The sequence below is a fragment of the Nocardia ignorata NBRC 108230 genome (genome assembly GCF_001612905.1).
GTDB lineage: Bacteria > Actinomycetota > Actinomycetes > Mycobacteriales > Mycobacteriaceae > Nocardia > Nocardia ignorata.
In genome coordinates this window covers 139,780-157,482 of sequence record NZ_BDBI01000016.1, presented here as the reverse complement: position 1 = coordinate 157,482, position 17,703 = coordinate 139,780, and the positions used below count along the sequence as shown (strand labels likewise).

The 17,703-nt window shown below is 67.5% G+C and carries 15 protein-coding genes; 11 read left to right on the top strand and 4 right to left on the bottom strand.

Going from position 1 to position 17,703, the window contains the following annotated elements:
- Positions 1-4 precede the first annotated feature (4 nt).
- The gene (gene eccCa / locus NI2_RS14505; protein WP_067491008.1) at positions 5-4,069 is read left to right on the top strand and encodes a type VII secretion protein EccCa; all 4,065 of its coding nucleotides are present in this window, start codon (positions 5-7) and stop codon (positions 4,067-4,069) included.
- On the opposite strand, the gene NI2_RS14500 is transcribed toward eccCa, so the two are convergent.
- Complete coding sequence (locus tag NI2_RS14500) at positions 4,066-4,638, bottom strand: GNAT family N-acetyltransferase (protein ID WP_067491006.1); 573 nt, start codon at positions 4,636-4,638, stop codon at positions 4,066-4,068. The genes eccCa and NI2_RS14500 overlap by 4 nt on opposite strands.
- The gene (locus NI2_RS14495) at positions 4,635-5,444 is read right to left on the bottom strand and encodes a GntR family transcriptional regulator (RefSeq protein ID WP_243749851.1); all 810 of its coding nucleotides are present in this window, start codon (positions 5,442-5,444) and stop codon (positions 4,635-4,637) included. The genes NI2_RS14500 and NI2_RS14495 overlap by 4 nt, the downstream gene beginning before the upstream one ends.
- Before the next feature lie 296 nt (positions 5,445-5,740).
- Here NI2_RS14495 and NI2_RS14490 point away from each other — a divergent pair, with 296 nt between their 5' ends.
- Entirely contained in the window at positions 5,741-6,118 is a 378-nt protein-coding gene (locus NI2_RS14490; protein WP_307657179.1) for a DUF4254 domain-containing protein, read from the top strand.
- Between the two features lie 4 nt (positions 6,119-6,122).
- Here the strand turns inward: NI2_RS14490 and NI2_RS33095 are convergent, their stop codons facing one another.
- Positions 6,123-7,832 (bottom strand): MinD/ParA family ATP-binding protein, encoded by a 1,710-nt coding sequence (locus tag NI2_RS33095; protein ID WP_243749852.1) that lies wholly within the window; start codon positions 7,830-7,832, stop codon positions 6,123-6,125.
- 2,015 nt (positions 7,833-9,847) lie between these two features.
- Between NI2_RS33095 and infA the strand changes: the two genes are divergently transcribed.
- The 9 genes from infA to NI2_RS14440 all read left to right on the top strand — a co-directional run bounded on the left by infA (position 9,848) and on the right by NI2_RS14440 (position 16,015).
- Positions 9,848-10,069: a translation initiation factor IF-1 gene (gene infA / locus NI2_RS14480; RefSeq protein ID WP_003418601.1), complete on the top strand. Its 222-nt coding sequence runs from the start codon at positions 9,848-9,850 to the stop codon at positions 10,067-10,069.
- Between the two features lie 148 nt (positions 10,070-10,217).
- On the top strand, positions 10,218-10,331 hold the full coding sequence (gene rpmJ / locus NI2_RS14475; protein ID WP_011207363.1) for a 50S ribosomal protein L36: 114 nt from the start codon (positions 10,218-10,220) through the stop codon (positions 10,329-10,331).
- Between the two features lie 179 nt (positions 10,332-10,510).
- Positions 10,511-10,882, top strand: coding sequence for a 30S ribosomal protein S13 (gene rpsM, locus NI2_RS14470; protein WP_067491000.1), 372 nt, complete (start codon positions 10,511-10,513; stop codon positions 10,880-10,882).
- A gap of 9 nt (positions 10,883-10,891) precedes the next feature.
- On the top strand, positions 10,892-11,305 hold the full coding sequence (gene rpsK / locus NI2_RS14465; protein WP_019045110.1) for a 30S ribosomal protein S11: 414 nt from the start codon (positions 10,892-10,894) through the stop codon (positions 11,303-11,305).
- Between the two features lie 22 nt (positions 11,306-11,327).
- Positions 11,328-11,933, top strand: a complete 606-nt coding sequence (gene rpsD, locus NI2_RS14460; RefSeq protein WP_067490998.1) for a 30S ribosomal protein S4 — start codon at positions 11,328-11,330, stop codon at positions 11,931-11,933.
- Between the two features lie 91 nt (positions 11,934-12,024).
- Positions 12,025-13,083, top strand: a complete 1,059-nt coding sequence (locus NI2_RS14455; RefSeq protein ID WP_022567324.1) for a DNA-directed RNA polymerase subunit alpha — start codon at positions 12,025-12,027, stop codon at positions 13,081-13,083.
- 45 nt (positions 13,084-13,128) lie between these two features.
- Positions 13,129-13,635, top strand: coding sequence for a 50S ribosomal protein L17 (gene rplQ, locus NI2_RS14450; protein ID WP_067490996.1), 507 nt, complete (start codon positions 13,129-13,131; stop codon positions 13,633-13,635).
- Positions 13,636-13,720: 85 nt separating this feature from the next.
- Entirely contained in the window at positions 13,721-14,560 is an 840-nt protein-coding gene (gene truA, locus NI2_RS14445; RefSeq protein ID WP_067490994.1) for a tRNA pseudouridine(38-40) synthase TruA, read from the top strand.
- Between the two features lie 204 nt (positions 14,561-14,764).
- Complete coding sequence (locus NI2_RS14440) at positions 14,765-16,015, top strand: cytochrome P450 family protein (protein WP_067490992.1); 1,251 nt, start codon at positions 14,765-14,767, stop codon at positions 16,013-16,015.
- 7 nt (positions 16,016-16,022) lie between these two features.
- Here the strand turns inward: NI2_RS14440 and NI2_RS14435 are convergent, their stop codons facing one another.
- On the bottom strand, positions 16,023-17,702 hold the full coding sequence (locus NI2_RS14435) for an acyl-CoA dehydrogenase family protein (RefSeq protein ID WP_133733971.1): 1,680 nt from the start codon (positions 17,700-17,702) through the stop codon (positions 16,023-16,025).
- Position 17,703: the final 1 nt, after the last annotated feature.

Here is a 17,703-nt window from a genome sequence, read left to right as displayed (position 1 = left end):
AACCATGGCTACCGAAGGATTCGTCCGTCGCCCACGGATCGCGCCGCCGCGCGCACCGGGTGGCGAGGTGGCACTCACCGCGCCACCCGAAGTGCCGCGCGCGCTGCCGGCGCCGTTGATGATGAAGATCATGCCGGTAGTGATGATCGTCGCTGTGATCGGCATGATCGCGATGATGGCGACCATGGGCCGCAATATGCTCGCCAACCCCATGTCGATGATGTTCCCGATGATGATGATCATGTCGATGGCGGGCATGATGGCCGGTGTTCGCGGTGGTGGCGGCAAGCGTGCCGTCGAACTGAACGAGGAGCGCAAGGACTATTTCCGCTACCTCGACCAGGTGCGCAAGGACGTGCGACGCACCGGCGGCAAGCAGCTCGAGGCGCTCGGCTGGAGTCACCCGGAGCCCGCGGATCTGCCCTCGCTGATCGGCGGTCGCCGGATGTGGGAACGCCGACCGGCCGACCCCGACTTCGGGCATGTCCGGGTCGGTGTCGGCAGCCATCGACTCGCCACCAAACTGGCACGCCCCGAGACCGGTCCACTCGAAGACCTCGAACCCGTCTCCACCGTGGCCCTTCGCCGCTTCGTCCGCACCCACTCCGTGGTGCACGAGCTGCCGACCGCGGTGTCGTTGCGCGCCTTTCCGGCCATCAATATCGCAGGGCCCACCGAGGATTCGCGGATGCTCGTTCGCTCCATGCTGATGGAGCTGGCCACCTTCCACGGACCCGATCACCTGGCCGTCGCCATCGTCTGTGCCGACCCGGACGGGCCGTGGGCGTGGGCGAAATGGCTGCCGCACCTGCAACACCCGAACCAGCGCGACAGCCTTGGTTCGGCCCGGATGATGTACACCTCGCTCGGTGAACTCGAGACCGCGCTCGCCTCGGAGCTGATGGAACGCGGGCGCTTCATGCGCAATCCGCAGCCGACCCAGGGGCGGTTGCACCTGGTCGTCATCATCGACGACGGGTACGTCAGCGGTAACGAGCGCCTCATCAGCGAGTCCGGCCTCGACTCGGTGACCGTCCTCGACCTCACCGCCCCGGAGAACGGCCTGGCCGCGCGCCGCGGTCTGCAACTGGTCGCCGAGGCGGGCGAGGTCTCGGCACGCAGCGCCTCCGGTGTGGAGAAGTTCGCCATCGCCGACACCGTCAGCCTCGCCGAAGCCGAGTCCTTCGCCCGCACCCTGGCCAGGTACCGACTGGCCACAGCGGCCCAGATCGTGAGCCTGGGGGAGGGGACCACCGCCGATCCGGGCCTGATGGCGTTGCTCAAGATCCCCGATGCCGCCCAGATCGACCCGTCGAAGGTATGGCGTCCGCGGACGGCCCGCGAACGTCTCAGGGTGCCTATCGGCATCACCCCCGACGGCACGCCCGTCGAGATCGATATCAAGGAATCTGCCGAGAACGGTATGGGCCCGCACGGTCTGTGCATCGGCGCCACCGGCTCCGGCAAGTCGGAATTCCTTCGCACACTGGTGCTTTCGCTGGTCACCACGCATTCGCCGGACGCGCTGAATCTGGTGCTCGTCGACTTCAAGGGTGGCGCCACCTTCCTCGGGCTCGACTCGCTGCCGCACGTGGCGGCGGTCATCACCAACCTCGAGGAAGAACTCTCGCTGGTCGACCGTATGAAGGACGCCCTGGCCGGTGAGATGAACCGCCGCCAGGAGTTGCTGCGTTCGGCGGGCAACTACGCCAACGTCACCGACTACGAAAAGGCCAGGGCCGCAGGCGTTCCACTCGACCCGCTACCCGCGCTGTTCGTGGTCGTCGACGAGTTCTCCGAATTGCTCTCGCAGAAACCGGATTTCGCGGAACTGTTCGTGATGATCGGCCGACTCGGCCGCTCGCTGCACGTGCATCTGCTGCTGGCCTCGCAGCGGCTCGAGGAGAACAAACTGCGCGGCCTGGAGTCGCACCTGTCCTACCGGATCGGTCTTCGCACGTTCTCGGCCAACGAGTCGCGCGCGGTGCTCGGCATCACCGACGCCTACCACCTGCCGAGCGTGCCCGGCGCGGGCTACCTGAAAAGCGATGCGTCCGAACCGCTCCGGTTCAACGCGAGCTATGTGTCCGGCCCGTACGTCGCACCGGCGGGCACTGTCGTCGACGACGACGGCGCCCCGGTCGGCAGGCAGCGCCTGGTGGAATTCACCGCCGCGCCGGTCGAGGTCACCGAGGCGGCAGCCGAGGAGGCAGACGAGCCTGCCCAGCGTGCCAGGCCGGAACTGCCGCCGCCACCGCCGAGCGGCGCTGTCGCAGGCGAGGAGGGCATCCCCGACTCGCTGCTCGACGTCGTCGTCAAGCGGCTCACCGGTCACGGCCGCCCCGCCCACGAGGTGTGGTTGCCGCCGCTGGAGGAGTCTCCCACCGCCGACATGCTGCTGCCCGATCCCGACTGGCGTTCGCCGGTGAACCGGCACGGTCAGCTGTGGATGCCGATCGGCGTGGTGGACAAGCCGTACGAGCAGCGCCGCGATGTGCTCACCATCAGCCTCGCGGGCGCCCAGGGCAATGTGGCCGTGGTCGGTGGTCCGCAGTCGGGCAAGTCGACGACCCTGCGCACCATCATCATGGCCGCCGCCGCGACCCACACCCCCGAACAGGTGCAGTTCTACTGCCTCGACTTCGGTGGCGGCAGTATGGCCGGTCTGGTCGGCGTCCCGCATGTCGGCTCGGTGGCCGGTCGCCTCGACGGCGACCGGGTGCGCCGCACCGTCGCCGAACTCACCTCGCTCATGCGCCAGCGCGAGGAGCGCTTCGCCGAACTCGGCATCGAATCCATGGCCGAGTTCCGCAGGCGCAAGTTCTCCGCTCTTGAGGCCCGCCAGATCAACGGGACCAAGGCCCCGGCAGGCGACCCGCTCGCCGCCGACCTGTTCGGCGACGTGTTCCTCGTCATCGACGGCTGGAGCGCCATCCGCGAGGAGTTCGAGGTACTCGAACCGCAGATCAACGCCATTGCCACCCAGGGTCTTTCCTTCGGTATCCACCTGATGATCGGTGCCTCGCGCTGGGCCGAGATCCGCCCGGTCGTCAAGGACCAGATCGGCACCCGGCTCGAGCTGCGCCTCGGTGACCCCGGCGACTCGGAGATGAATCGCCGGACCGCCCACCAGGTTCCGGTCGGCAGGCCGGGCCGCGGTCTCACGCCGGAGCAACTGCACATGCTGATCGCGTTGCCGCGCTTGGATTCCGACTCCGATCCCACGACCATCGCCGACGGTGTCACCCGGGCCCGCGAGGAACTCACGACTCTCTACCAGGGCAGGCGGGCCCCGGAAGTGCGCATGCTGCCGCTGAGCGTGCCCCGCGACCAGGTGGTCGCCGCCGCCAAGGCCGAGGGCGTGCACCTGGACCGCAGCAAGATCGTCGTGGGCCTGGGCGAGTCCGAATTGCAGCCGCTGGTCCTGGATTTCGCTGTGGAACCGCACTTCATGGCCTTCGCCGACGTGGAATGCGGCAAGACCACGCTGCTGCGCAATATCGTGATGAGCATCGCCGAACAGTCCACCGCCGACGAGGCGCGGGTGATCCTCATCGACTACCGGCGCACCATGCTCGGCGTGCTCGACGGCGACCAGCTCGCCGGATACTCCACGTCGTCACAGACCTGCGGGCCGATGATCTCGGAGGTGGCGGGCTATCTCAGCAAGCGCATCCCCGGCTCCGACATCACCCAGCAGCAGCTGCGTGATCGCAGCTGGTGGTCGGGCCCGGAGATCTACGTCGTGGTCGACGACTACGACATGGTCGTCACCGGATCGACGAACCCGTTCTCCCCACTACTCGAGTACCTACCCCAGGCACGCGACATCGGTCTGCACCTGATCGTGGCCCGCCGCATCGGCGGCGCCTCCCGCGCGCTCTTCGATTCGGTACTCGGCGGAATGAAGAACATGTCGGTGCAAACGCTCATCATGAGCGGCTCACGCGAAGAAGGAAAACTCGTCGGCGACGTACGCCCGAGCAAGATGCCACCCGGCCGAGGCACCCTCGTCTCGCGCAGTCTCGGCATCGAACTCGTCCAGATCGCCGACCTGCCACCGCTCTAATTGCGCTGCAAGGAGTAGGAGCCCGGGGCATTTGTCCCGGGTCGTACCCGCGGGGCCGTGCGGCGCTCGAACAGCGCGCGCGACGGGCCGGTGGCGCCAGGGCCTGCGATCCTGGCGAGCCGGAAACCGGCCCTGCGGTAGTAGTCGTGCAGGTCGGAATTGGTGGTCCACGCGTCGAGACGAACCCACTGGCGGTCCGCGAGCTGCGCCACCCGGTCGGCGTGGTCGAGCAGATGGCGGCCGACCTGCCTGCCCGCGAATCGCAGATCGACGATCATGAAGTGCACCACCACCGCCTCGGCGAGCTCCCACGGCGACCACAGTCCGGGATCGGCGCGTCGGTTGACGGTGATCGTGCCCGCCGGTTCGTCGTCCACCTCGGCGATCCAGGTCTCGCCCGCGTCGAGCGCGCGGCCAACCGCATCGGCGAAGATTTCGATCGGACGGCCCTTGCCCGCCACCGTCCATTGATCCGAACCGCGTGCGGCCAGCCATGCGGTGCGCTGCACCCGCAGGCGGCAGATCAGCGGCAGGTCACCGAGGGTGGCCTGCCGCATCCGCGCGGTCATGGCAACGCAACGGCGTGACCGGGTGCGATGCCGAGAGTGCGGGCGATGACGGCGGTCCCCGCCTCGTCGCCGAGTTGGTAGGCCAACCGGTTGCGGCCGGCCAGGGAGCGGTGACGGGTCGCCCGGGTGACCCGTTCGTGATTGGCTCCGATACGCAGATGATCCAGCAGTACGGTGCCGGTCGCGACGCCGAGCACCACCGCCTCCTCCGCGGTCGCGGGCCGGGCGACGACCGTGTCGCGGTGCGCGGTCTCGCCGTAGCCCCGGTCGGCCAGGCGCCGTGTGGTGCCCTCGGGGATGTCGTGCGGTGAATCGATCCCGGCTGCCTCGGCGAGGTCGCGCGGATAGAAACTCACCTCCCACGACCACGGTTCGTTGTCGAGGTACTGGACCACCGTCCGGGCCAGCACCCAGGAGGCGGGCGGGACGCCGAGCCAGTGCGCGACCTGGTCGTCGGCCGGTTCCATGCAGGTGCTGAATTCCTTGGCCGGTTGCCTGCTCGCCGCGCGCGCGATCTCCTCGAAGATGTCGTGCGCCGAGCGCGGACGATCGCGCCGGATGTGGTCGGTGACCACGGATTCGAGCACTTCCTGGTTTCGAACGATGGTTCCGCGGGAAGTCGCTGTATAGACCAGGTTTTCGGCGACGAGCACCTGGATGGCGTTGCGCGCGGTGGTGATCGAGACCTGCATCTGCTCGGCCAGCTCGGAATGACTGGGCAGCCGGTCGCCCGGTTTCCAGGTACCCGCGCGGATCTCCTCGCGGAGGAGGTTCGCGATCCGCAGATAGGTCGGACCGTCCGCCATCATGCTCCTCGGTAGGTCGTGCAGGTAACGAAGTGTACTCGTCTGGGTTACCTACGGCCGAGTAATGCTTGACAGTGAGCTTGCGAGGTTTATTGTAATGAACGTCCTGATCCGGTGCTGTGCGGCGACGACGGCGAGGCAACGTGGCTGGTGCGGAGAGTTCTACGGTTGTAATGGCTTTCCCCGACACATTGCGATGTGTCGATTCCGCAGGTTCTCAGGCTGATACCGGTTTACTGCCCTTTTCCGACCTACTGGTCCGGGCATGTCGCGGGCACCGGGTGGTCGGTGGGCCGTTGCTGTGGTTCGCGCGCGACCTCGCGGTACTGCACGAGAAGCGGGTGGTCGGCCGTGGCGGCCGCGTCGAGACCGACGCCGTGGTGTTGCGTGAGATCGATTGCCGACGAAGCGAATTGGTCCTCGCCATCGACGACTGGGTGTTGCGCGGCGTGCCGCAACACCGACTGGGCGCCACGCTGCACACCGAAACCATCGGCGCGGTCATCGACCGGTTGGCGGAGTCCTCGGTGCGGGCTCACCATGCGCTGATGACGCTGGACGCCAACGACGAGCTGCTGCACAGCGCCTGGCACCACCTGGCCGAATTGGCCGACGCCTACGACGATCTGGTGCGCGATGTGCTCGCCGGGCGGCGTCGGCTGCCCGAATGGTGACCGCTCAGCGGTAGCGGTTGTGTTCGGCGCCGAACTCGTCGGCGACCGTCGCGGCCAGCTCCACATACGCGCGCTTGGTCGACTTGTGCAGGCGGTGCAGGTCGATCTCGGCGCCTTCGGACAGGTGCTCGTCGAACGGGATGATGTGCACGGCACGGCAGCGCGACAGGAAGTACTCCCGCAACTGCTGTACACCGACATTCGGTGAACCCTCACGCGGGAGGTTGATCACGACCACCGCATTGCGCACGAGGTGGTCGTGCCCGTGCAGCGACAGCCAGTCGAGCGTCGCGGCGGCGCTGCGGGCACCGTCGATGGCCGCCGACGAGATCAGCACCAGCGAATGCGCCAGGTCGAGTACGCCGTTCATCGCCGAGTGCATCAGGCCGGTGCCGCAGTCGGTGAGGATGATGTTGTAGAACCGCTGCAGAATGCGGGCGACGGCCCGGTACTCCTCGTCGTTGAACGACTCCGAGGCGGCCGGATCGCGTTCGCTGGCAAGCACTTCCAGCCTGCTCGAACTCTGCGAGGTGTGCCTGCGCACATCCGAGTACCGTTCGATCGCCGGATCGAGCAGCAGGTCGCGCACGGTCGAGCGGGTCTGGATGGCCACGCGCTGGGACAGGGTGCCGAAGTCCGGGTTGGCGTCGACCGCGATCACCCGGTCACCACGGATCGACGCGAAGATCGACCCGAGACCGGTGGTGGTCGTCGTCTTGCCGACACCACCCTTGAGCGAGAGCACCGCGATCCGGTAATCACCACGCACCGGCTGCCGGATGCGGGCGACCAGCTCCTGCAGGCGCCGCTCCTCGGCCGACATTCCCGGGTTGATCGCGCCACCGGAAACATGGTGCACGGCCTTACGCCATCCGCTGCCCGGCGCCTTCTTGACCCGCTTGACCGGCACATTGTCCAGTGACGGAGGTTGATAGCCGGGGTTGCCCCAGCCGGGCTGACCGTAGGCGGGTTGCTGGTACTGCGGTGCGACATGTTGCGGTGCAACGTTGTTCGGGGCGTGGTGCGGCTGTGCCGGTCCACTGTGGGGTGTGCCGTCCGGCGCGTGGAAGGGCTGAACCGGGGCACCGTTGGGTGCTTGGGACCAGGTGCCGTCCGGCGCCTGGAACTGCTGCGGCGCGGCCGCCTGGTACGGCTGGGCCGGTGCGCCATCGGGTGCGCGGAGTGGTCCCGGGTATGGCTGCGCCTGGGAGCCGTCGGGCGCCTGGTACGGCTGAACCGGCGCGGCAGTGCTCTGTGAATACTGCTGGGTCTGAGCAGCATTCGGGCCCGCCTGCGCGGCGTTTCCGTGGGGATAGGTGCCCTCCGGCTGCACTCGCATGCCGTCAGGGCGGTACTGGGGGAGCCCATCGCTCTGGTACGGATGAGCGGGGCCCGCATCGGGTGCCTGCGGGTAGGCGCCGCCGATGGGCTGCTGTGCCGGATAGACAGTCGCACCACTGCTCTGTGCGGTCGGGTCGGCGGTGGCCTGCTGCGCGAGTTCGGGCTGCGAGGGCGTGGCGTCCGGCGTCAGCTGATGACGTGGAGGTGTTCCCTCGGGGCGGGAATGCGGCGCAGGCTGTGCGAATTCACCTGAGCGGTAGGCAGTTTCAGGCGGCCGACCCTGCGCGACGGCGGCGCTGTCGCTGGGCGACACACCCTGCAGCCGTTGGTCGTCGGCCCGGAACATCTCGGTCTGCGCATCAGGTGCGTGCACGGAAGCGCCGTGCGACAGATCTCCGGGAATCGAATCGTATTGCGACGCAGAGAAAGCCGGTCCCTGCGGTACCTCGCCGGACGCATAGGGCGAGACAGGCGCCACCGAAGCCGCGACGTCACCGGAGCTGTACGGCGACCCCTGCGCGGCCCCCCGCTGCTCGGCCTGGGCTTGGTCGGCGCGGTCCTCGATCTGTGTCGACGAAGGGCTTGCCGAATATCCGGCGTCAGCCGACTCGGCGGCGACGGAAGCCGCCGATGCTCCAGTGGTCGGCCCGGATGTCGGTGCACCAGAAGTGTTGTGCGGCGCCGCTTCTGGATGAGCGTCCCGGGTCGACGGATCCGGCTGGCCGCCGGTGGACGGCGCAGGTTCGGCTACCGGGCGCGAAGGGGTCGAGAGCGCTTCGATCGGAGTGTCCGATGACAGTGGATCGACGGGCGCCGAAACCGCTCCGGTAGCCGATGCCTGCGGATGCGCGGGTGACTGCGACCAGGCCGGAACGGCAGGCGGCGCCGGCGAGTCCGCAGGGGAAGGCGACGGCATCGGCACGGCGGGTGGTGCGAGCGGGTCGGCAGGTGCAGACGACGAGACCGGATCGGCAGGTGGCGCCGGCGGGTGTGCGGGGGAAGGCGACGACACTGGCACGGCGGGCGGTGCAAGCGGGTCGGCAGGTGAAGACGAGGAGACCGGATCGGCGGGCGGTGCCGGCGGGTCGGCAGGGGAAGGCGAGGGCACCGGAGACGCCAGCGGGTCCGAGTGCGACGGCGTGGCGGGCGCGAGCAGGCGGGGCGGCGCCTGGGTCGGGCGCGCCGGGGGATCGGGCAGCGGGGGAGGCGGCGGGAGGTCGGGCAGGCTGCGCTGGTTCGAGGGCCCGAGCGGTGTGAAGCCCTCGGACGGGGGAGCGGGGGTTCGCGTCGGGAGGGCCGCCGCGGCCTGCTCGGCAGGTGCCGGGGGCAGCGAAGGCCCCGAATGAGCAGGCGGAACGGCCGCATTCGGGATCGAGTGCGACGGCGAACTCGTGTGCGTCGGCGCGGCCGAGTGCGGGGCCGGTGTAGAGGACTGCCCGGTGTTCCACGGGGAGAACGCGTCCGGCCCGGGCTGCGACGGCATGAGCCGGTCAGGTGCGCCCTGTTCCCGGGGCCGAACGGCGCCGGCCGAGGACCGCGAGCCGGCGGCATGCTGGGCGGCGTCGCCAGTCGCGCTGGTGCCTTGCTCCCACGCGCCTGCCTGGGCTTGCTGGGTAGAGCCGTCCGAGTCCGACCGCGGTGGCGGAGCGAGTGGGTTCGGGGCGCCCTGAGCCTGCGGCCAAGGCACGCCGGTCGAGGCCGGTGGCCAGGAGGGGTCGGCGCCCTGAGTCGGCGCGCTCGATGTCGACGGACCGGGCATCAGCGGGTTCGCGGTCGACGGCGCCTGCGGATCGTGGAAAGCAGGGCCATGGCCCGCGGTGCCGGTTACCTGGCTCGGCGGTGCGGTCTGTTCGGGCTCGCGCTCCTTGCGGCGGCGGCCGCCCTTCTTCTCTTTGCGCGCGCTGTCGTCGCCGCGTAGGAACCGGCGGCGCTTGGGTGCCTCGTCGATCGGTTCGTCCTGTGGCAGGTTCTCGACCGGTGCCTCGTACCCGACCTGGGTGACTTCGCTCTCCGACAGCCATGGCGGCAACATGGGGAGGCTGTCGTTGTTGCGGCTCACCGGTGCGCTCCGCTCACCAGGGTCCCCCGATCTGATCGACCCACTACTTGCGACGCCGGTGAGTTTACGCGACAACCCGATCGGCGTGGCGGGCGCCTCATGCCTGCCCGCATGCCCACCGTCGACGTCTCCATTGTGCGACGTGCGCCACGTTCAGGGTGTACCGTCGGGGTCTTTTTGCCTCAGCGCACACGGCCCGGTAAGCTTGAGCGGCGGTGCACCTAGGCGCCGACTGTTCGCGTGCAAACCCGGGAAGTTCGTCGGGCCTGTGGGTGAGCAGCTACGAGGTAATCCACTCAAGGTTGAGCATAACCGGGATCGCGGAGGATATGGCGAAGAAAGACGGGGCCATCGAGGTCGAGGGTCGAGTTGTCGAGCCGCTGCCCAATGCGATGTTCCGGATCGAGCTCGAGAACGGTCACAAGGTTCTCGCGCACATCAGCGGAAAGATGCGGCAGCACTACATTCGCATCCTTCCGGAAGACCGCGTGGTCGTCGAGCTCTCGCCGTACGACCTGTCCCGCGGCCGGATCGTCTACCGCTACAAGTGATGCCTGCCTGACGTCGCGAGCCTGAGGCCCGCGGCGTCACACGGTGTTCCGGCCCAGGTCGGAACGCGACAAGAGACTTCCCCAGTCGTCGGCTGGGGAAAAACTGTGTTCACAGACCCTTGTGAACCCACGAAAAGATTGGACGGACGTGAAGGTTCAGCCGAGCGTCAAGAAGATCTGCGAGAAGTGCAAGGTGATCCGCCGTCACGGTCGGGTCATGGTGATCTGCGACAACCTGCGCCACAAGCAGCGTCAGGGCTGATCCAGCCTCACCGCCGGGCACCGATCGTCTGATCGGACTGACCGAAAAGAAGAACTCCCAGCTCCAGCGCGTACGCACGTGTGCGCGCCAACCACCGGTACGGAGGCCGGTGCCCCCATTTGCAAAGACGGGGGGACGGACAGGGAGCAGACCTCCGCAACCATTAAGGAACCTGCCACATGGCACGTCTGATGGGCGTCGATCTCCCGCGCGAAAAGCGCATGGAGATCGCGCTGACCTACATTTTCGGAATCGGGCGCACCCGCGCCACCGAGATCCTGGCTCAGACCGGCGTCAGCCCGGACCTGCGCTCGAAGGATCTCAGCGACGACGACCTGAGCAAGCTGCGCGACTACATCGAAGCGTCGGAGTTCAAGGTCGAAGGTGACCTGCGCCGCGAGGTCCAGGCCGATATTCGCCGCAAGATCGAGATCGGCTGCTACCAGGGCATCCGCCACCGTCGTGGCCTGCCTGTGCGTGGTCAGCGCACCAAGACCAACGCGCGTACGCGCAAGGGTCCGAAGAAGACCGTCGCCGGCAAGAAGAAGTAGGGATAGCGTATGCCTCCGAAGAGCCGGGCCGCTGGCCCGAAGAAGACTCAGAAGTCGCGTCGCCGGGATAAGAAGAACATCCCGCACGGCCACGCGCACATCAAGAGCACGTTCAACAACACCATCGTCTCGATCACCGACCCCGAGGGCAATGTCATCTCGTGGGCGTCGTCGGGCCACGTCGGTTTCAAGGGTTCGCGTAAGAGCACCCCGTTCGCCGCGCAGCTCGCTGCCGAGAACGCTGCCCGCAAGGCGCAGGAGAACGGCGTCAAGAAGGTCGACGTGTTCGTGAAGGGCCCGGGTTCGGGCCGCGAGACCGCGATCCGTTCGCTTCAGGCCGCTGGCCTCGAGGTCGGCTCGATCTCCGATGTCACTCCTCAGCCGCACAACGGCTGCCGGCCGCCCAAGCGCCGTCGCGTCTAGCGGGAAAGGAAACAGCTAAAAAATGGCTCGTTATACAGGCCCCATCACCCGCAAGTCGCGTCGTCTGCGCGTCGACCTCGTCGGAGGCGACCAGGCGTTCGAGCGTCGTCCTTACCCGCCCGGCCAGCACGGCCGCGCGCGGATCAAGGAATCCGAGTACCTGATGCAGCTGCAGGAGAAGCAGAAGGCCCGCTTCTCCTACGGCGTCATGGAAAAGCAGTTCCGTCGCTACTACGAAGAGGCCAACCGCCTCAAGGGCAAGACCGGCGACAACCTGCTGCGTCTGCTCGAGTCGCGTCTGGACAACGTCGTGTACCGCGCCGGTCTGGCTCGTACCCGTCGTCAGGCCCGTCAGCTCGTCAGCCACGGCCACTTCCTGGTCAACGGCGTGAAGGTCGACGTGCCCAGCTACCAGGTCTCCCAGTACGACATCATCGATGTCCGGGAGAAGTCGCTGCCCACCCTGCCGTTCCAGGTGGCGCGTGAGACCGTCGGCGACCGTCAGGTTCCGGGCTGGCTGCAGGTCGTCCCCGGCCGCCTGCGCATCCTGGTGCACCAGCTCCCCGAGCGTGCCCAGATCGATGTGCCGCTGCAGGAACAGCTCATCGTCGAGTACTACTCGAAGTAAGCGCTTTTGGTGGGGGCCGTTCCTACGACGGCCCCCGCAATCACTGATTAGGCGTCAAATAGCGGACGCCCTGAACAGGAAGTAGATCCTCATGCTGATTTCCCAGCGTCCGACACTGACCGAAGAGGTTGTGGCGGAGAACCGCTCGAAGTTCACCATCGAACCCCTCGAGCCGGGCTTCGGTTACACCCTCGGCAACTCGCTGCGTCGTACCCTGCTGTCCTCCATCCCGGGGGCCGCGGTCACGAGCATCCGCATCGACGGTGTCCTGCACGAGTTCACCACCGTTCCCGGTGTGAAGGAAGACGTCACCGACATCATCCTGAACCTCAAGGGTCTGGTCGTGTCCTCCGAAGAGGACGAGCCGGTCACCATGTACGTGCGTAAGCAGGGCCCGGGCACCGTCACCGCCGGTGACATCGTCCCGCCGGCCGGCGTCGTCGTGCACAACCCGGACATGCACATCGCCACCCTGAACGACAAGGGCAAGCTCGAGATCGAGCTCGTCGTCGAGCGGGGCCGCGGTTACGTGCCCGCCGTGCAGAACAAGGCGACCGGCGCGGAAATCGGCCGGATCCCGGTGGATTCGATCTACTCCCCGGTGCTCAAGGTGACCTACAAGGTCGAGGCCACCCGTGTCGAGCAGCGCACCGACTTCGACCGTCTCATCCTCGACGTGGAGACCAAGAACTCCATCACGGCCCGGGACGCGCTGGCTTCGGCCGGTAAGACCCTGGTCGAGCTCTTCGGCCTGGCCCGTGAGCTCAACGTCGAAGCCGAGGGCATCGAGATCGGCCCCAGCCCGGCCGAGGCGGACCACATCGCCTCGTTCGGTCTGCCGATCGAGGACCTGGACCTCACCGTCCGGTCGTACAACTGCCTCAAGCGCGAGGGTGTGCACACGGTGGGCGAGCTCGTCGCCCGCACCGAGTCGGACCTGCTCGACATCCGCAACTTCGGCCAGAAGTCCATCGACGAGGTGAAGGTCAAGCTGCACGCGCTCGGCCTCTCGCTGAAGGACTCGCCCGCTTCGTTCGACCCGTCCTCCGTGGTGGGTTACGACGCGAGCACCGGCACCTGGAGCGATTCCGGCACCTTCAGTGACACCGACGGCGGCGAGCAGGACTACGCCGAGACCGAACAGCTCTAGGCCATCGGGGGGCACCCCGGCTGCGCCTTTCACAAGGAGAATCCAATGCCCAAGCCCAAGAAGGGTGCCCGCTTCGGCGGGTCGGCGTCGCACCAGAAGGCGATCTTCGCCAACCTGGCCACGGCGCTTTTCGAGCACGGTCGGATCACGACCACCGAGTCGAAGGCCAAGGCGGTCCGCCCCTACGCCGAGAAGCTCATCACCCGCGCGAAGGCCGGCACCCTTGCCGACCGTCGCGAGGTCATGAAGGTCATCCGCAACAAGGACATCGTGCACGCGCTGTTCGCGGAGATCGGCCCCTCGTTCGAGGGTCGCGAGGGTGGCTACACCCGCATCACCAAGGCGCTGCCGCGCAAGGGTGACAACGCGCCGATGGCCGTCATCGAGCTGGTCCGCGAGAAGACCGTGACCAACGAGGCCGACCGCGCCCGTCGCGTCGCCGCTTCGCAGAAGACCGAGGCGCCCGCCGCCGAGGCCACCGAAGCCAAGGCCGACGAGGTCGTCGAGGCTCCGGCCGCCGACGAGGCCGCTGAGGACAAGAAGGACGCCTGATTCTCAGGAGTTCGACCGAGCCCGTCACCCTTCGTGGGTGGCGGGCTCGTTCTTTTGGTCAGAGTTGGTGAGGCAGGGAGGTCCGATGGACGAGATCGAGCGGGAACGGTCGCGCGTGCGGCTCGGAATCAGTTACGACGGCACCGATTTCATCGGGTGGGCGCGTCAGCCCGGGTTGCGCACCGTGCAGGGCGTGCTGGAGGAATCGCTGTCGAAGGTGTTCCGTGAGCCGATCGTGCTCACCGTCGCCGGGCGGACCGACGCGGGCGTGCACGCCGAGGGTCAGGTGGCGCATTTCGACACCACCGCCGAATTCGACGCCGACAAGCTGATGTACCGGATGGCCCGCTTCCTGCCCAAGGACGTCCGCATCACCGATATCCGCACGGCTCCACCGGAATTCGACGCCCGGTTCTCAGCGATGCGGCGCCACTACGCCTACCGCCTCACCACAGCCCCCTACGGTGCCGAACCGCTGCGCGCGCGCAGCGTGGTCGCGTGCAAGCCGGGTGTGGATCTGGAAGCCATGCGCGCCGCCTCCGGAAAGTTGTTGGGGCTGCACAACTTCGCCGCCTTCTGCCGTCGCCGCGAGGGCGCGACCACCGTGCGCGAACTGCAGCGTTTCGACTGGGAGCGTGAGGGCGACCTACTCACCGCGTACGTGAGCGCTGACGCGTTCTGCTGGTCGATGGTTCGCAGCCTGGTCGGCGCGGTGCTCGCTGTCGGCGAGGGACGCCGGACACCGGAATGGGTCGCGTCGCTGCTGTCGGAAACGGAACGCTCCAGCTCTGTGACCGTCGCCCCCGCACACGGCCTGAGCCTGATCGCGGTCGACTATCCCGCCGACGCCGACCTGGCCGCCCGCAACGCCCAGACCCGCGAGACCCGGACCGTCCCCGCCGCCGAGGGCTGCTGCGGCGACTGACTGCCGAGCGGCCGATGTCTCCGTCACCGGCCTGACCGGCGGAGGCCGCCGATCGAGCGTGACAAGGATCCTTGACCGGGGTGGCGCGAGCAACTCGGGAACTGGCGGGCGCGTGGGCATACGCGCTGGTAGGCTCTGGCCGGTTACGAGTCGAGCGGTCCGTCTGGACTACCATTGCGCCGCAGTCGATTTCAGGGAGTTATTGTGAATCCGCAGGACACGAATCAGGGTGCCATCCGCAACTCGCCGTTGTCCGCGGCGGTGCCCGAGCACCGGATTCCGCTCTACGACGAGGCATTCGCGGCCGATCCGCACGGTGCCTACCGCCGGATGCGTGACGAGTACGAGTCGCTGGTGCCGGTCGAGCTGTGGCCGGGTGTGCCTGCGACGCTGGTCATCAAATTCAGCACCGCTGTGCGGATTCTCAACGACCCCGCGAACTTCTCCGCTGATCCGAGGGCGTGGCAGGCGACCGTGCCACGCGACATCCCGATCATGCCGATGATCGAGTACCGGCCGAACGCGCTGCGTACCACCGGCAAAGGCCACACCCGTTACCGCGACGCCGTGAACGACGCGCTCGCCGGGATGGACCTCAATGTCATGCGCACCAGCGTGGAGCGATCGGCCATCCCGATCATCAACTCGTTCTGCACGGACGGGCACGCGGATGTGCTGCACCAGTACATCTTCCCGATGGTCTTCTCGGTGCTGTGCGAATTCCTCGGCTGCCCGCCCGAGATCGGCGCGGAAGTCGCCAGGGCCAATGCCGCGATGTTCGACGGCGTGGACACCGACAAGGTGAACACGATCATGACCAACGCCCTGCTCGACCTCACCGCGCTGAAGCGCTCGCAGCCGGGCGACGACATCACCACCCGCCTCGTCCAGCATCCGGCGCGGCTGACCGACGACGAGATGGTGCATCAGCTGGTGCTGATGTTCGCGGCAGGCGTCGAGCCGCCGATGAACCTCATCGCCAACACCCTGCTGCTGATGCTGACCGATCCCCGCTTCACCGGCGAAGGCAACTCGATGCCGTTGTCGACCAAGATGGCGATCGATGAGCGCCTCGCCACCGACCCGCCGATGGCGAACTACTGCATCACCTACCCGCGCCAGTCCGTGCCGATCGACGGTGTGCTGCTGCCCGCGCAGCAGCCGGTCATCATCAGCATGGCCGCCTGCAATACCGATCCGACGATCAACACCGGCGATTTCCTCGGCAACGGCTGGAATCTGGCGTTCAGCGCGGGCGAACACGCCTGCCCCGCGCATGCGCGCCCGTATGGCGTGCTGCTGGCGCAGGACGTCATCGACCAGCTCTTCGATGTCCTGCCGGAGCTGAAGCTCGGAGTGGCCCAGGACGACCTCGTGTGGCGTCCCGGGCCATTTCACCGAGCGTTGTCAGCGTTGCCGGTCGTGTTCCCACGAACGGCACCGCTGTCGCTGTAACGGCCTGTCAGCTGTTGATGCGGCTCTCCCACGCGCCGGGTAGATCGTCGAACAGCACCGGCGCGCCGAGGATCTCGTCGTCGAAGCCGAAGGAATCGAGCAGGGCCGGAACGTTGTCGGCGAGAGTGTCGATGGCGTCCCGGAGCTGCTGCTTGATGCCTTCGACAGCGGCAATGTCCAGGTAACCGCGGGTGAGGTACCACGCGGCATTCTGATCGAGGTAGTGCAGCGCGAAAACGTCACGCACGGCGGCGATTTCGGGCAGGTGCTCGTACCGGTGCAACAGCTGCAACGTTTCCTCCGCGCTGTAGGCCTCGGCGAGTTCGAGCGCTTCCGGAATGACGGCGAGCCGATCCGCGAGGTCGCCCGATTCCAGGTGCCGCTGGGCTTCCTGCACGATCGTGAGAGTGCGCGCGGTGAACAGCCCGAGGCGGTCGGTGGTGACGGCGGGATCGTGCAGACCGGTCTGCGGCGGTACCTTGCCCGCGAGGTGCCTGGCCAGGACGCGACCGGCCACAGAGCCGAGCACATGGCAGTCGCCTTCGCCGGTGATGGCCGCGTGGCAGACGCCGATGTAGTCGGCGACCCGGTTGGCACTGAACATGCCTTGCGCACCCATCTTGATGCGGCAGTGGGTCACCGTGTCCAGGGCGTGCAGCTGGATGAAGTGCTTGGCCAGCATCACCGAGACGACGGTGTCGCGATCGGTGAGGTCGCTGTTGGCGAGGGAGGTCTTGACCGCGTTGCCGAAGATGGTGCGCGCGACCGTGCCTGCCAGATCGGTGAGCAGGGTGTTGCGCACGTGCGGGATGTCGGCCATGACCGTCGTGGCGGTCGGCGTCAACGGCACCCCGCGCTTGGCGGCGTAGCGAAGCGCGATGTAGAGCGAGGCCCGCGCGGTGGCGTTCAGGCACGACGCGAGGGCCAGGCGGCCGACCGTCAGCTGGCTGATCGCGGAAGCGAACGAGCGGCGCTGGCTGTCCTCGTCGTTCCAGGTCAGGACACCGTTGTCGTCGATGGTCGCCAGGTTTCCACCCAGCCAGGCGCTGCGGTCGACGCGGAGATTGTCGAAGCTGATGACCGAGTTGTCCATGATGACCAGCGGCTGCCGGTCGAGCTGGGTGATCGTGACACCGGGTGCGGCCGTGCCGTCGGCCACCCGCAGACGCGCGGTGAACAGGTGCACGCCCTGATCGACACCCGCCGCATCGATGAAGCGGGCACCCACGACGCACACGCGCGAGACCGGGATACCGACGCTCGGCATGAACTTGCGGGCCCTCGGGTTCGGGGTGTTGATGACGAACCCGCCGTCTTCCCAGGTCGCCGTGGTCTGCATGAAGCCGATGTTGGAGCCGCAACCGTACTCGGTGAGCAGCATGACGCCGATCGCGGTGGCGTCGTCGAGGTCGTGCAGGTACGGCGCCGCCGAGTCGGAGTCGGTGAGCGTGGACAGCGAGCCCGACGCCAGGTTGAAGTGACCCGAGATCAACGGGATGAGGTCGGTCGCCAGCACCGCGGACCAGTCGAACAACGCGAACAGCTGGGGGAGGTTGGTCGCGACATCGCTGGCCTTGCCGAGTTCCTTGACCAGGTCGCGCAGCTGGGCGTAGGCGTTCTCGCGCCGCTGCGCCTGGCCCTGGTGCACGGTGATGGCGTAGTCGGGGTCGATCAGCAGTTGCTGCAAC